The sequence below is a fragment of the Anaeromyxobacter sp. Fw109-5 genome (assembly GCF_000017505.1).
In the GTDB taxonomy this organism is placed as follows: domain Bacteria; phylum Myxococcota; class Myxococcia; order Myxococcales; family Anaeromyxobacteraceae; genus Anaeromyxobacter.
The window spans coordinates 4,906,408-4,919,877 of sequence record NC_009675.1; the positions used below are offsets into that span (position 1 = coordinate 4,906,408).

Below are 13,470 nucleotides of genomic sequence, written 5' to 3' on the forward strand. Positions count from 1 at the left end.
GTTGGGTCATCGGTCACCACCGGAGGAGGAGGAGCTCGGCGGAGAACCCCGGGCCCATCGCCGCGAGGACCCCGAGGTCGCCGGGGCGGGCCTCGCCCGCGTCGAGCAGATCCCGCAGGACGAAGAGCACCGACGCGGACGAGAGGTTCCCCACCTCCTGGAGGGAGCGCCAGGAGCGGGCGACCGCGGCCTCCGGCAGCGCGAGGGCGCGGCGGAAGGCCTCGAGCACCTTCGGCCCGCCGGTGTGGGCGATCCAGTGGCGCACGTCGCCGCGCGCGACGCCGTGATCGGCGAGGAAGCCGTCCACGTCGCGCCCCACGTTGGCCTCGATCACCTCCGGCACCTTCGCCGAGAGGACGACCTTGAGGCCGGTGTCCACGACGTCCCAGCCCATCACCCACTCCGTGTCCGGGTAGAACACCGAGCGGGTCGCGAGGACGCGCGGCGCGGCCGCCGCGGCGCGATCGCCTCCCTGGAGCACCACCGCCGCCGCCCCGTCTCCGAACAGCCCCGTCGCGATGACGTTCGTGATGGACGCGTCCTCGCGCTGGAGGGTGAGCGAGCAGAGCTCGACCGACACCACCAGGGCCACCTCGGACGGGAAGGCCCGCAGCACGTCGGCGGCGCGCGCGAGGCCCGCCGCGCCCGCCATGCACCCGAGCCCGAAGATCGGCGTGCGCTTCACCGCGGGCGAGAGGCCGAGCCGGTTCACCAGCTTGGCGTCGAGCGACGGCGTGGAGATGCCGGTCACGGTCACGAAGTAGAGGTGATCGACCTCGCGCGGGGCGAGCCCGGCGCGCCCGAGCGCGTCGGACACCGCCGCGGCGCCGAGCTCGGTCCCGACGCGGACGAACGCGTCGTTCGCCTTGGCGAAGCTGTCGAGCGCGGGGTACTCGGAGAGCGGGAGGGCGAGGTGCCGGCCGCCCACGCGCGCGGCGCGGTGAAGGTCGGCGAGCCGCTCCACATTGAAGTGCCGCGCCCCCCAGTGGGCTGACAGGGCGGCGATGAGCGTCTCCTGATCCGCGAAGTTCGGAGGCAGCGCACTGCCGGCGGAGAGGATCGCGGGGGGCGGGCTCGTCATGCGGCTCCGGTGGGAGTCACCGAGGCATGCGCTCCCGCGCGCGCGGCTGCAAGGTCCGACCGGGGTTCGCGGCGCCCGGCCGCACCGCCGTCAGGCGAGCGTCACGATGGGCAACGTGAAGCTGAAGGTGCTCCCCTTCCCCGGAGCGCTCTCCACCTCCACGCGGCCGCCGTGGGCCTCCACCAGGCGCCGCACGATGTACAGCCCGAGGCCGAGCCCCTCGCCGTCGTGGCGAGGCCCGCGGTAGTAGCGCTGGAAGAGGCGTTCCTGATCGGCGGGCGCGATCCCCGGCCCCTGGTCGGCGACGGAGATCCGCACGAACCCACCGTCGAGGGCAGCGCGCACGGCGACCGGACCGTCGGAGTACTTGAGCGCGTTCCCCACCAGGTTCACGAGGATGCGATCGAGCCGGTCCGGATCGGCGAGCACGGCGGGCAGCGTGTCCGGCACGGCGAGCTCCAGGCGCGCCGGGTCGAACACGCCCTGCGTGAGATCCAGCACCTCCCCCAGGAAGGCACGCACGTCCACGGGGGCGCGCTGGAGCTGGAGCAGCGCCCCGGCCTCGAGCCGCGCCGAGTCGGCGAGGTCGCGCAGCATCCGCTCCATGCGCCGCGCCGCGGCGAGGATCGCCCGGGCGCCCTTCTGGGCCGCGTCGCCCTCCTTGCCGCCACGCCCGAGGAGCTGCGCCTTGAGCAGCACGATCTGCAGCGGGTTGCGCAGGTCGTGCGAGACGGCGCGCATCAGGTCCTCGCGGCTCTCCTTCGTCTGGCGCAGCTCGGCGATGGTGACGTGGAGCTCGTTCTCGATGTGGCCCTGCAGCCGGACCAGCTCCTGGTGCGGCCTGACCACCGCCCCCACGAACAGCGTGCGGAAAATGAGGAAGAAGGTGAGCAGCAGGTAGCCGTGCCCGAGCAGGTGCACGGGGTCGTTCGGGTGCTGGTACACCGCGAACGAGAGCTCCGAGAGGACCGTCACGGCCAGCGCAGCGCCGATCGTCCGCGCCCCGCGATCGCCGGTGCGGCGCGCCGCCCCGAGGTGCAGGACGACGCCCGCGAGCGCCGCGCCGGCCACGAGGAGCTCGAGGGTGACCTTGAGGGGCGTGAGGCCCCGCCCCTCGACGAAGAACCAGGCGCGGTCTCCCGGCAGGGCCACGTCGAGCGCGAGGAAGGCGGCGACCGCGGCCAGGTGGGGGAGGAGGAGCGTCGCCCGGCCGAGCGAGCCGTCGGAGAGCGCCTTCGGCGGGCGCACCGCCCACACGAGCGTCCCGACCGTCCAGAGGCGAGCGAGGAACCAGTAGTAGATGCCCCGCTCGGTGGTGCCGGGCCCCGCGAACCCCGGCATGCCGGGGAACGCGAGGAGGTGGAGCGCCTCGAAGAGCCCCACCGCCAGGAAGGCCGGTCCGATGAAGCGCGCGCGCGGCTCCGGGAACGCCCGGGCGGCGAACCACTGGACGCCGAAGGTCGCGAACGCGACGCCCACGACCAGCAGCTCGAGGATCGTGTGGATGGCGAGGTACTCGTCGTGCGGCAGCGGGCCGTGCAGCGGCGGCGCCGCGAGCAGGAGGACGAGCGGCGAGGCGAGCGCCGCGAGCCGCGCCGGCCAGGGGCCCGCCGAGGCGGCAAGCGGGCGCGTCGTGGCGCGGTTCGCCGACAGGTCGGTCAAGAGAGTCAAGAAGCCCTGGAGGGACGAGGCCTCGATGTTACACGACCCCGCGAAGAAGCGCCGTCGAGCCGCTTTCGCGGGCGGAGCTCGGGGTTCGGGCGCCGGTGGGCGCCGCGTGGCCCGCTGCTTGCCAAGCCCCCCCGCCGTCTTACGTTCGCGCCATGCGAATGGAAAAGCTCACCGTGAAGGCCCAGGAGGCGCTCGCGGGCGCCCAGACCGAGGCGCGCCGCCGCGATCACCAGGCCATCGACGTCGAGCACCTGGTGCTCGCGCTCCTCGCGCAGCCCGAGGGGATCGCGGGGCCGATCCTGGAGAAGATCGGCGCGGAGCCCTCGCTCGTCGCCTCGCGCGTCGAGGACGAGCTGCGCGACGTCCCGAAGGTCTCCGGAGCCGAGCCCTACCTCGCGAACCGGCTGGCGAAGCTCATCGACCGGGCCGAGGACGCGGCGAAGCGCCTCAAGGACGAGTACGTCTCGACCGAGCACCTCCTGCTCGCCGCGGCCGAGGAGAAGACCGGCGCGGGGGAGGCCCTGCGCGGTTCGGGCGCCACGCCGGACCGCATCCGCGCCGCGCTGCAGGACGTCCGCGGCGGCGCGCGCGTCACCTCGCCCGAGGCGGAGAGCCAGTACCGCGCCCTCGAGAAGTACGCGAAGGATCTCACCGAGCTCGCGAAGGCCGGGAAGCTCGACCCGGTGGTCGGGCGCGACGACGAGATCCGCCGCGTGGTCCAGATCCTCTCCCGCCGCACGAAGAACAACCCGGTGCTGGTGGGCGATCCGGGCGTCGGCAAGACCGCGATCGTCGAGGGGCTCGCGCGGCGGATCGTGGACGGCGACGTGCCCGAGGGGCTCAAGGGCAAGCGGCTCCTCGCGCTCGACCTGGGCGCCATGGTCGCCGGCGCGAAGTACCGGGGCGAGTTCGAGGAGCGGCTCAAGGGCGTCCTCAAGGAGGTCGTCTCGTCCGAGGGACGGATCGTCCTCTTCATCGACGAGATGCACACCATCATCGGCGCCGGTGCCGCCGAGGGGGCGATGGACGCGGGCAACATGCTGAAGCCCGCCCTCGCGCGCGGCGAGCTGCACGCGATCGGCGCGACGACCGTGAACGAGTACCGCAAGCACGTCGAGAAGGATCCCGCCCTCGAGCGGCGGTTCCAGCCGGTGTTCGTGGGCGAGCCGTCGGTGCCGGACACGATCTCCATCCTGCGCGGGCTGAAGGACCGCTACGAGCTCCACCACAAGGTGCGCATCCAGGACGCGGCCCTCGTGGAGGCGGCGCGGCTCAGCCAGCGCTACATCACCGACCGCTTCCTGCCCGACAAGGCCATCGACCTCGTGGACGAGTCGGCGAGCCGCCTGCGCATCGAGATCGACTCCATGCCGACCGAGGTGGACGAGGTCCGCCGCCGCGTCGCGCAGCTCGAGATCGAGCGGCAGGGGCTGCAGAGGGAGCAGGATGAGGCGTCGCGGCACCGCCTCGGCCAGGTGGAGAAGGAGCTCGCGCAGCTCAACGAGGAGTTCACGCGGCTGAAGAGCCGCTGGGACGCCGAGAAGGCGGTCATCCAGGAGATCGCGCAGGCGAAGCAGGAGATCGACGCGCTGAAGCAGCAGCAGGCGCAGGCCGAGCGGGAGGCGAACTTCCAGAAGGCCGCGGAGATCAAGTTCGGGCGGCTGCCCGAGCTCCAGCGCGCGGTCGGCGAGCTCCACGAGAAGCTCGCCCAGCTGCAGAGCGCCGGCGGGCCCATGCTCCGCGAGGAGGTGACGCCGGAGGAGATCGCCGAGGTCGTCTCCAAGTGGACCGGCATCCCGGTCTCGAAGCTCATGGAGGGCGAGGTCGAGAAGCTCCTCGGGATGGAGGACCGCCTGGCGCAGCGGGTGGTCGGCCAGGACGAGGCGGTCCAGGCGGTCTCGGCGGCGGTGCGCCGGGCGCGCTCCGGCCTCCAGGATCCCCACCGCCCCATCGGCTCGTTCATCTTCCTCGGCCCCACCGGCGTCGGGAAGACCGAGACGGCCCGCGCGCTCGCCGAGTTCCTCTTCGACGACGAGGGCGCGATGGTCCGGCTCGACATGAGCGAGTACATGGAGAAGCACGCCGTGTCCCGCCTCATCGGCGCTCCCCCTGGCTACGTCGGCTACGAGGAGGGCGGCCAGCTCACCGAGGCCGTCCGGCGCCGGCCGTACGCGGTGATCCTGTTCGACGAGATCGAGAAGGCCCACCACGACGTCTTCAACGTGCTCCTCCAGATCCTGGACGACGGGCGGCTCACCGACGGTCAGGGGCGCACGGTGGACTTCCGGAACGCGGTCGTCATCATGACGTCCAACATCGGCTCGCAGGAGATCCAGCGGCTCGCCGGCCGGCCCGGCGCCGACGTGTCCGCCATCCGCGAGGCGGCGCTCGAGAACCTGCGCGCGGAGTTCCGGCCCGAGTTCCTGAACCGGGTGGACGAGATCGTGGTGTTCCGGCCGCTCAGCCGCGAGCACGTGGGCCGCATCGTGGAGATCCAGCTCGGGCGGCTGCGCAAGCTCCTCGAGGAGCGGCACATCACGATCGAGCTCAGCGCCGCCGCGCGCGAGGCCATCGCCGACGCGGGCTACGACCCGGTGTACGGCGCCCGGCCGCTGAAGCGCGCCATCCAGCGGATGATCCAGGACCCGCTCGCGACGAAGCTCCTGCGCGGCGAGTTCAAGGCCGGCGACCACGTGGTCGTGGACGAGGGGGCGGACGGGAACATCGCCTTCGCGAAGGGCGTGCGCGCGATCGAGGGCGAGGTGGTGGTGCACTAGGGTTGAAGCGGGGGGCTACAGGCTACGGGAGCGGCGCTCAGGCCGGCCGTTCCCGAAGCCCGAAGCCTGAGGGCCGTAGCCCGAGAAGGAGCTCCGTCAGCCTTTCGGAGCCTGACCGTCCAGCCAGACCTCGAGCCCCTGCGCGTTCAGCTCGAGGTCGGCGCCGAACACCGCGAGCGCCTCCTCGCGCGAGAGCGGCGCGCCGTGCGCGGCGAGGCCGCGGAGGAGCTGATCGCCGAGCGCGTCGCGCAGCGCGGCGTGCCGCCCCGGTCCCGGGGCCGCCGCGCGCGCGAGGCGCACGTGCTCGTCGAGGGCGGCGAGGAGCTGCCTCGCGGCGCTCGGGATGTCGCCCTCGAGCATCCCGAAGTGCGTGAGGTAGATCCGCTCCGGTTGCTCGGAGAGGAGGCGCGCGACCGTCCCGCGCAGCGCGGGCGGATCCAGCTGGACGGGCGTCGTGGTGGGGAAGACGAACGGCCCCTTCGCCGAGTCGGCCTCGCGGTAGGAGAGCCCGAAGGCGTCGCCCGTGAAGAACCCGCGCGTCGCGGCGTCGTGCACCGCGAGGTGGTGCTTCGCGTGGCCGGGCGCGTCGAGCAGGCGCAGCACGCGGCCGCCGAGGTCCACCTCGAAGCCGTCCGGCGCCTCCACCACGCGCGCGGCCGCGATGGGCGGGATCTCGCCGTAGAGCTCCCGGAAGCGCGCCTCGCCGTAGACCTCGGCGGTGCCCGCGATGAGCTTCGAGGGATCGACGAGGTGGCGGGCTCCGCGCGGATGGGCCACCAGCGTCGCGCGCGGGAGCGCCTGCATGAGCTTGCCGGCGCCGCCTGCGTGATCCAGGTGCACGTGGGTCACGATCACGTGCGACACGTCGGCGGGCGCGATCCCGAAGGCGGCCAGCGCCGCGAGGATGCGGGGCACGGAGGACGACGCGGCGGTGTCGACGACCGCCGCCGAGGCGCCGCCGCGGAGCACGTAGCAGGCGGCGAGCTTCGGGCGGACGTAGCCGGCGTCGACGAGGACGACGCCGGGGGCGATCTCGCGGGGAGGGTCGAGGTGCACGGCAGCTCCTGGCTGGAGGGGTCGAGGATCTCTACCGGCGCGGCGGGCGCACGGCAACTCGGCGCCGGCGAGCGACGCGCGGCTCGCATCACCGGCGCGCTGGGCGAGCGAGCCCGCGCCCTTCACGCGGAGCGTCGCCTCCTCCTCCTGCGCGCGGGCGGTCGCCCCACGCGGATCGAGCGTTGACGCGGAGTCCGGGGGCCCGCGCGGTTATGTATGCCGCGGGCGGGGACGGGTCGCCGCCCAGGAGGTCCCCCGGTATGAATAGCCACCTCGAACGCTACTGGCCGCTGCCGCTGCGCATCCTGCTCGGCATCGCCTTCATGGTGCACGGCTTCCCCAAGCTCTTCAGCGCGGAGGGGCACGCGCAGTTCCAGGGCATGCTGGGACAGCTCGGGGTGCCGCTCCCGGCGCTCATGTCCTGGGTGGTCGGCCTGGTCGAGTTCTTCGGCGGGATCGCCCTCGTCGTCGGCCTGGCCACCTGGCTCGTGACGGCGCTGCTGACCATCGACATGCTGGTCGCGATGTTCCTCGTCCACCTGCCGCACGGCTTCGGGTTCCTCCAGATCACCGGGACGACCGCCCAGGGGCCGGTGTTCGGGATGCCCGGGATCGAGGTCAACCTGCTCTACATCGCGGGCCTGCTCGCCCTCTTCATCGGCGGAGCCGGGCCGCTCTCGGTGGACGAGCGGGTCATGAAGCCGGAGAGCCGGCTGCAGGTGCCCTGGCTGCGGCACCGCGAGGCGCATGCCTGAGAACTCCACGGCGCCGCCCGCCCGCGCGAGCGGACGCGACGGCGCCGTGTGAGCCGCGCCGAGAGGCGGCTACTTCGCCTGGATGTAGCCCTCGGCCGTGAGGAGCTCGGCCGTGAGCACCGCGCCGCCCGCGGCGCCGCGCACCGTGTTGTGCGAGAGCGACACGAACCGGTAGTCGAAGAGCGCGTCCGGGCGGAGGCGCCCCACCGCCACGCCCATGCCGCCGCCGATGTCGCGATCGAGCTTCGTCTGCGGGCGGGCGTCGTCCTCGAAGTAGGTGAGGAAGGGCTTGGGCGCGGACGGCAGCCCCATCTTCTGCGGCTTCGGCTCCCAGCTCCGCCACAGCTCGATCACCTCGGCCCGCTCCGGCCTGCGATCGAACGAGACGAACGCGGCCGCCATGTGGCCGTCCGAGGCGGGCACGCGGATGCACTGGGCGGTGATGATGGGGTCCTTCGCCTTCTCGATCTTCCCGCCCGCGAGCTGGCCCCAGATCTTCATCGGCTCCTGCTCGCTCTTCTCCTCCTCGCCCTTGATGAAGGGGATGAGGTTGTCGACCATCTCCGGCCAGGTCTCGAAGGTCTTCCCCGCGCCGCTGATCGCCTGGTAGGTGCACACCGCGACGCGCTTCGGCCCGAACTTCATGAGCGGGTGGAGCGCGGGCACGTAGCTCTGGATGGAGCAGTTGGGCTTCACGGCGATGAAGCCGCGCGAGGTGCCGAGGCGCTTGCGCTGCGCCTCGATGACCGCGGCGTGCTCCGGGTTCACCTCGGGGACCATCATCGGCACGTCGGGGGTGCCGCGGTGCGCGGAGTTGTTCGAGACCACCGGCGTCTCGTGCCGCGCGTAGTCCTCCTCGAGCTTCGCCGTCTCCTCCTTCGACATGTCGACGGCGCAGAAGACGAAGTCCACCTCGCGCGCGATGGCGTCGACGTCGGAGGCGTTCTTCACGGCGAGGGCGGCGGTCGCGCTCGGGATCGCGGTCTTGAGGGCCCAGCGCCCCTTCACCGCGTCGGCGTATTTCTGGCCCGCGGAGTTGGCGCTCGCGGCGACGAGCGTCACCTCGTACCAGGGGTGATTCTCGAGCAACGCGACGAAACGCTGGCCGACCATCCCGGTCGCGCCGAGCACGCCCACCTTCAGCTTCTTCTGGCTCATGACTCCTCGCTGGAAAAGAGCGGCGAAGCGTAGCACACGGGGCGGCCCGGTCGAGGCGGCAGCCCGGCGGGCGGTCGACTCGCGAATCAAGGGGCCGCGGGGTGGCGGCGACGCCCTCGCGGCTCAGTAGAAGACCTCCTCCAGGAAGAGCCCCTGGGGCGGCGCGGTCCGCCCGGCGCGCGTCCGATCGCGCGAGGCGACGAGCGCGGGCATGTCCTCCGCGCGGCGCCTCCCCTTCCCGACCTCGACCAGCGTGCCGACGAAGTTCCGCACCATGTGCTTCACGAACGCGGTCGCCTCCACCACGAGCTCGACCCGGCCCGAGGGCTCGCCGAGCACGTCGAGGCGGTGCACCTCGCGGACGGCGTGGTCGCAGGCGCAGTCCGCCGCCTGGAACGCCGCGAAGTCCTGCCGGCCCAGCAGGTGGCGCGACGCCTCGCGCATCGCCCCGACGTCGAGCGCGCCGAAGAGCTGCCAGGCCTGGAGGCGCGAGAGCGGCGCGCGCGTCTCCAGGTTCTCGAGGACGTAGCGGTACCGCTTGCCCCGGGCGCTCCGCCGCGCGTCGAAGCCGTCCGGCTCCACGCTCGCCGCGCGGACCGCCACCTCGTCGGGCAGGAGCGCGTTCATCCCCTTCACGTAGGCCGCGAGCGGCAGCGGCCGCGCCTCCGGGAAGGACACCACCTGCCCGCGCGCGTGCACGCCCGCGTCGGTGCGGCCGGCGGCCGTCACGCGCCGCGGCTCCTTGTGGAGGGTCGCGAGGGCCCGCTCGACCTCGGCCTGGATCGACGGGCCGTTGGGCTGGACCTGCCATCCGACGTAGCGGGTCCCGTCGTACTCGAGGACGAGCTTCACGACCGGCACGTGCGCAACGTACCACGGCGATGCCGCTCCTCCGCCTGCTCTGCGCCACGCTGCTCCTGGCGGCCGCCGCGCATGCCTGCCGGGACGGCGGGACGTCCGGCGAGCCCCCGCCCGCCGGCGGGGGGGGCGGGGGAGGCGGCGACGGCGGTGGGGACGGGGGCGGAGGCGGCGGAGCTCCCACCACCCCCGGGTGGATCGAGCGCGCGCGGGAAAACTTCGAGGGCGGAGCGCTCCCCGCGAGCGCGTTCGCGCCCGATCCCGTCCCCGACGACGGCCCCTTCTCGGACGGCGGCGCGTACTTCACGAGCAGGGGCGTCACGCCCCCGGCGGCGTTCCGCGCCACCCAGCCGTTCGGGAAGGACGGCTGGCTCACCGTCGAGTCGTACTCGCGCCGCGGCGACGCGCGGCTCGCGGACCACGCCGAGGTGGTCGCAGATCCCGCCGGCGGCGCGAACCACGTGCTGCGCCTGCGCTCCCAGCAGCACACCGACGGCACCGTGGTCCGCCCGACGGCGCCGCTCCCCTCCCGCTACCGCGTCTCGCTCCGCGCCGGCTTCCCCGCCTTCGGCGACGGCGAGGCGGGCGGCAACAACGGCTACGACGCGGGCGACGAGACCGCCGGGCCGTGGTGGCCGGAGGAGCGCGCCGCGAGCCAGAACGGCTTCTACTGGCTCACCATCCTCGACGCGCTGCCCCGGCCGCACAACAACACCTGGATCCACCACCACCGCAAGGTGGTGATCGACTCGGACAACCATCACCCCGCGTGGATGGAGACCTGGACCGGAGACGAGTTCGTCTGGTCTGGCGAGCACCCGATCATGATGATCGCCCTCGACGGCTCGAGGCCGGGCGACGTGAAGACCGGCAACGCCTTCTTCTCGTGGTCGAACGGGGCCTGGCAGCCGTCGGGCGCGATCCGGGCGGTGGACGCCTACCTGCCGGACCGCTGGTATCGCGTCACGATCGAGCGCGACGGGCCGCGCTACACCCTCGAGGTCTCGGGCACGTTCCGTTACGGGGGCGAGGGCACCTACCGGGCCGAGATCGACGCCGCGCAGCGGTGCGTGTGGCACTACCCGGTCGACGCCGCCGAGGCGGCGGGCGCGGCGGGCTGCGTGGACGAGGGGGCGTTCGTGGAGGGGCACCCGCGCTGGCCCGCGGGAGGCGCGTGGCCCGACTGGTTCATGTTCGGCGATCCGCACGTGAACTACTACGAGGGCGAGGTCTACTACGACGACGTCGTCCTGGAGGTGTGGCGGGACTGACGGTCAAGGGCGTCGTCGTGTAGCCTCCCTGCCGTGACCGCCCCCGAGAGCTCCACGGGCTTCGCCGCCGCGAGCCCCTCGCGCGACGCGGGCGCGGCCCCCGGGCGCGCGACGCGCCTCGTCCCTGCGGCGCTCGCGCTCGCGACCTTCGCGCTCCACGCCGCGTGCGGGGGGCGCTACGGCATCTTCCGGGACGAGCTCTACTTCATCGCCTGCGGCGAGCGGCTGGCGTGGGGGTACGTCGATCAGCCGCCGGGGATCGCCGTGGTCGCGCGCGCCGCGCACGCGATCTCCGGCACGTGGGTGCCGGGACTGCGCCTGTTGCCCTGGCTCGCCTCGGCGGCGACCGTGTTCCTCGCGGGGCGGCTCGCGGTGCGCCTCGGCGGCGGCGCCTTCGCGGCCGCGCTCGCGGGCGTCGCCGTCGCGCTCTCGCCGATGCTCGCGGCGCTCGGCCACCTCCTCACCATGAACGCGTTCGAGCCGCTCGCGATGGTCGCCCTCGCCTGCGTGCTCGTGCGGTGCGTGCAGGGGGGCTCGCCGCGGCCGTGGCTCCTCGCCGGCGTGCTCGTCGCGGCGGGCGCGCTCCTCAAGTACACCTCCGTGCTCCTCGCGGCGTCGCTCGTCGCGGGCCTCCTCGCCACCTCCGCGCGGCGCGCGCTCGCGACGCGCTGGGCGCTCGCCGGCGCCGCGCTCGGGGCGGCGCTCGTGCTGCCGAACCTGCTCTGGCAGGCGGCGCACGGCTTCCCCTTCCTGGAGCTCGTGCGCAACGGGCAGCTCTCGAAGAACGCACCCTTCGCGCTCGCCTCGTTCGCGCGCTCCCTGCTCCTCGAGCCCGGTCCGCTCGCGGCGCCCGTCTGGCTCGGCGGCCTCGGCTGGCTGCTCCTCGCGGAGGGCGCGCGGCCTCACCGCTTCCTCGGGCTGGGCGGAGCGCTGTACCTCGCGCTCCTCGTCGCGACGCGCGGCAAGGCCTACTACGCCGCGCCGGCGCTGCCGATCCTGCTCGCCGCGGGCGGCGTGGCCTCGGCGCGGGCGCTCCGGCGTGGCGCCGCGCGGGCCGCGGCGCTGTCGGCCGTCGCGATCACGAGCGCGATCGGGCTCCCCCTCGCCCTCCCGCTCCTCCCGGTGCAGACGTTCGTCCGCTACCAGGCGGCGCTGGGCGTGAGGCCGGAGCCGCTCGAGCGAAAGGCGTACGGGGCGCTGCCGCAGCACTTCGCGGATCAGCACGGATGGGAGGCGCTCGCCGCCGCCGTCGCGGACGTCTCGCGGCGCCTGCCGGCGGAGGAGCGCGCCCGCGCGGCGGTGTTCGCGCAGAACTACGGGCAGGCGGCGGCGCTCGAGGTGCACGGCCCGCGGCGCGGGCTCTCGTTGCCGGTGATCTCGGGGCACAACCAGTACTTCCTGTGGGGCCCGCCCGCGGGCGGCGCCGATCCCCTCCTGGTGGTGTCGGACGAGCGCGAGGACTGCGGCGGCGGCCTGTACCGCGAGCGAACGCTCGCCGCGAGGCTGCCGTCGAGCCCGTGGGTGATGCCCTACGAGGACGCGCGCTGGATCTGGATCTGCCGCGGCGCGACCCGGCCGCTCGCCCCGTTCTGGCCGGCGGTTCGCCACTACGAATGAGGCCCGGCATTCGTTGACCCAGCGACGCCCCCCGCGTTATATGCCTTCAACTTTCGTTGAAAGTCCCGGTCCCGGAGGCTCCCGTGGCAGCGAGTGAGCAGGCCATCCTGTCCCAGCTCGACGCGAGCGCGCAGCGCGGCGTTCGCCCCGAGCGCGCGCAGGCCGCCCTCGCCGACGTGCCGGCGCTCCCGGAGACGCTCGCGGCGCTCGAGGAGCACCTCACGCGCGCGACCGAGGACGCGGAGGAGAAGCTCCGCGCCGCCGCGCGGCACCTGGTCTCCGCGGGCGGCAAGCGGATCCGGCCGATGGTGACGCTGCTCTCCTGCGGCGCCTGCGGCGGGGACATGCGCGCGGCGGTGCCGTACGCCGTCTCGGCCGAGCTCACGCACTCCGCGACGCTGCTGCACGACGACGTGATCGACGACGGCCCCCTGCGCCGCGGCCAGCCCGCCTCGCGCGTCATCTGGGGCAACGCCGTCTCGGTCCTCTCCGGCGACTGGCTCCTCACCCGCGCGCTCGAGATCGTCTCGGCGGAGCCCGCCCGGTCGGCGGCGCTGCCCCCGCTGCTCGCCACCATGCGCCGGCTCGTGGAGGGAGAGGTGCTGCAGCTCTCGCTGCGCAGCTCCTTCTCCGCCACGGAGAAGGACTACCTCGACGTCGTGATCGGAAAGACCGCCTCGCTGTTCGGCTGGGCCGCCGCCGCCGGCGCGTGGGCGGCCGGGCAGGTCGGCCGGATCCCCGAGGCGCTCGTGCAGTTCGGCGAGGGCATCGGCATCGCGTTCCAGCTCGTCGACGACGCGCTCGACTACGCCGCCGACCCGCAGCTCCTCGGCAAGCGGCTCGGCACGGACCTCATCGAGGGGAAGGCGACGCTCCCGCTCATCCGCGCCTGCGAGGCGGAGCCGCGGCTGCGCGAGCGGCTCGCCGCGCTCGTCGAGGGCCAGGACGACGGCGACGCCGTCGCGGCCGACGTGGTCGAGGTGGTGAAGCGCGTCGGCGGCGTCGAGGACGCGCGCGCGCTCGCCCGCGAGCACACCCGCACCTCCCTCGCCGCGCTCGAGGAGGTGCCCGACGGCGTCCACCGGCGGGCGCTGCGCGAGGCCGCGGTGTCGCTCACCGAGCGGGCGTTCTGAGCTGACGGGGACTGCGTCCCCGCCCTGCTCGGCGGGCCCCTTCGACGTCCCGCTCACCCCGAGCGTAGCGGCGCGGCGCGAAGTCGAGGCGGC

At 73.9% G+C, this 13,470-nt stretch carries 10 protein-coding genes; 5 read left to right on the forward strand and 5 right to left on the reverse strand.

Annotated features, from left to right (window positions below):
* Window positions 1-13: 13 nt before the first annotated feature.
* Both ANAE109_RS21480 and ANAE109_RS23805 read right to left on the reverse strand, forming a co-directional pair.
* Complete coding sequence (locus ANAE109_RS21480) at window positions 14-1,081, reverse strand: type III polyketide synthase (protein ID WP_012099006.1); 1,068 nt, start codon at window positions 1,079-1,081, stop codon at window positions 14-16.
* Window positions 1,082-1,171: 90 nt separating this feature from the next.
* Window positions 1,172-2,752, reverse strand: a complete 1,581-nt coding sequence (locus ANAE109_RS23805) for an MASE3 domain-containing protein (protein ID WP_012099007.1) — start codon at window positions 2,750-2,752, stop codon at window positions 1,172-1,174.
* A gap of 152 nt (window positions 2,753-2,904) precedes the next feature.
* Here ANAE109_RS23805 and clpB point away from each other — a divergent pair, with 152 nt between their 5' ends.
* Window positions 2,905-5,529, forward strand: coding sequence for an ATP-dependent chaperone ClpB (clpB, locus tag ANAE109_RS21490; RefSeq protein WP_041448603.1), 2,625 nt, complete (start codon window positions 2,905-2,907; stop codon window positions 5,527-5,529).
* A 96-nt stretch (window positions 5,530-5,625) separates the two neighbouring features.
* On the opposite strand, the gene ANAE109_RS21495 is transcribed toward clpB, so the two are convergent.
* Complete coding sequence (locus ANAE109_RS21495) at window positions 5,626-6,585, reverse strand: MBL fold metallo-hydrolase (protein WP_041448604.1); 960 nt, start codon at window positions 6,583-6,585, stop codon at window positions 5,626-5,628.
* Window positions 6,586-6,845: 260 nt separating this feature from the next.
* Here ANAE109_RS21495 and ANAE109_RS21505 point away from each other — a divergent pair, with 260 nt between their 5' ends.
* A complete protein-coding gene (locus tag ANAE109_RS21505) occupies window positions 6,846-7,340 on the forward strand; it encodes a DoxX family protein (RefSeq protein ID WP_012099010.1) in 495 nt (164 codons plus the stop codon).
* 69 nt (window positions 7,341-7,409) lie between these two features.
* On the opposite strand, the gene asd is transcribed toward ANAE109_RS21505, so the two are convergent.
* On the reverse strand, window positions 7,410-8,498 hold the full coding sequence (asd, locus tag ANAE109_RS21510; RefSeq protein WP_012099011.1) for an aspartate-semialdehyde dehydrogenase: 1,089 nt from the start codon (window positions 8,496-8,498) through the stop codon (window positions 7,410-7,412).
* 123 nt (window positions 8,499-8,621) lie between these two features.
* Window positions 8,622-9,359: a tRNA pseudouridine(38-40) synthase TruA gene (truA, locus tag ANAE109_RS21515; RefSeq protein WP_012099012.1), complete on the reverse strand. Its 738-nt coding sequence runs from the start codon at window positions 9,357-9,359 to the stop codon at window positions 8,622-8,624.
* A gap of 20 nt (window positions 9,360-9,379) precedes the next feature.
* Between truA and ANAE109_RS21520 the strand changes: the two genes are divergently transcribed.
* From ANAE109_RS21520 to ANAE109_RS21530, 3 genes are all read left to right on the forward strand, one after another.
* Entirely contained in the window at window positions 9,380-10,627 is a 1,248-nt protein-coding gene (locus ANAE109_RS21520) for a hypothetical protein (RefSeq protein ID WP_012099013.1), read from the forward strand.
* A 33-nt stretch (window positions 10,628-10,660) separates the two neighbouring features.
* On the forward strand, window positions 10,661-12,244 hold the full coding sequence (locus ANAE109_RS21525) for a glycosyltransferase family 39 protein (RefSeq protein ID WP_012099014.1): 1,584 nt from the start codon (window positions 10,661-10,663) through the stop codon (window positions 12,242-12,244).
* 83 nt (window positions 12,245-12,327) lie between these two features.
* Window positions 12,328-13,377, forward strand: a complete 1,050-nt coding sequence (locus ANAE109_RS21530; RefSeq protein WP_012099015.1) for a polyprenyl synthetase family protein — start codon at window positions 12,328-12,330, stop codon at window positions 13,375-13,377.
* Window positions 13,378-13,470: the final 93 nt, after the last annotated feature.

Excerpts from the sequence above, each read along its gene's own strand:
- clpB (WP_041448603.1), top strand. The coding sequence starts at position 2,905 with ATGCGAATGGAAAAGCTCACCGTGAAGGCCCAGGAGGCGCTCGCGGGC.
- ANAE109_RS21480 (WP_012099006.1), bottom strand. The coding sequence starts at position 1,081 with ATGACGAGCCCGCCCCCCGCGATCCTCTCCGCCGGCAGTGCGCTGCCT.
- asd (WP_012099011.1), bottom strand. The coding sequence starts at position 8,498 with ATGAGCCAGAAGAAGCTGAAGGTGGGCGTGCTCGGCGCGACCGGGATG.
- ANAE109_RS21520 (WP_012099013.1), top strand. The coding sequence starts at position 9,380 with ATGCCGCTCCTCCGCCTGCTCTGCGCCACGCTGCTCCTGGCGGCCGCC.
- ANAE109_RS21505 (WP_012099010.1), top strand. The coding sequence starts at position 6,846 with ATGAATAGCCACCTCGAACGCTACTGGCCGCTGCCGCTGCGCATCCTG.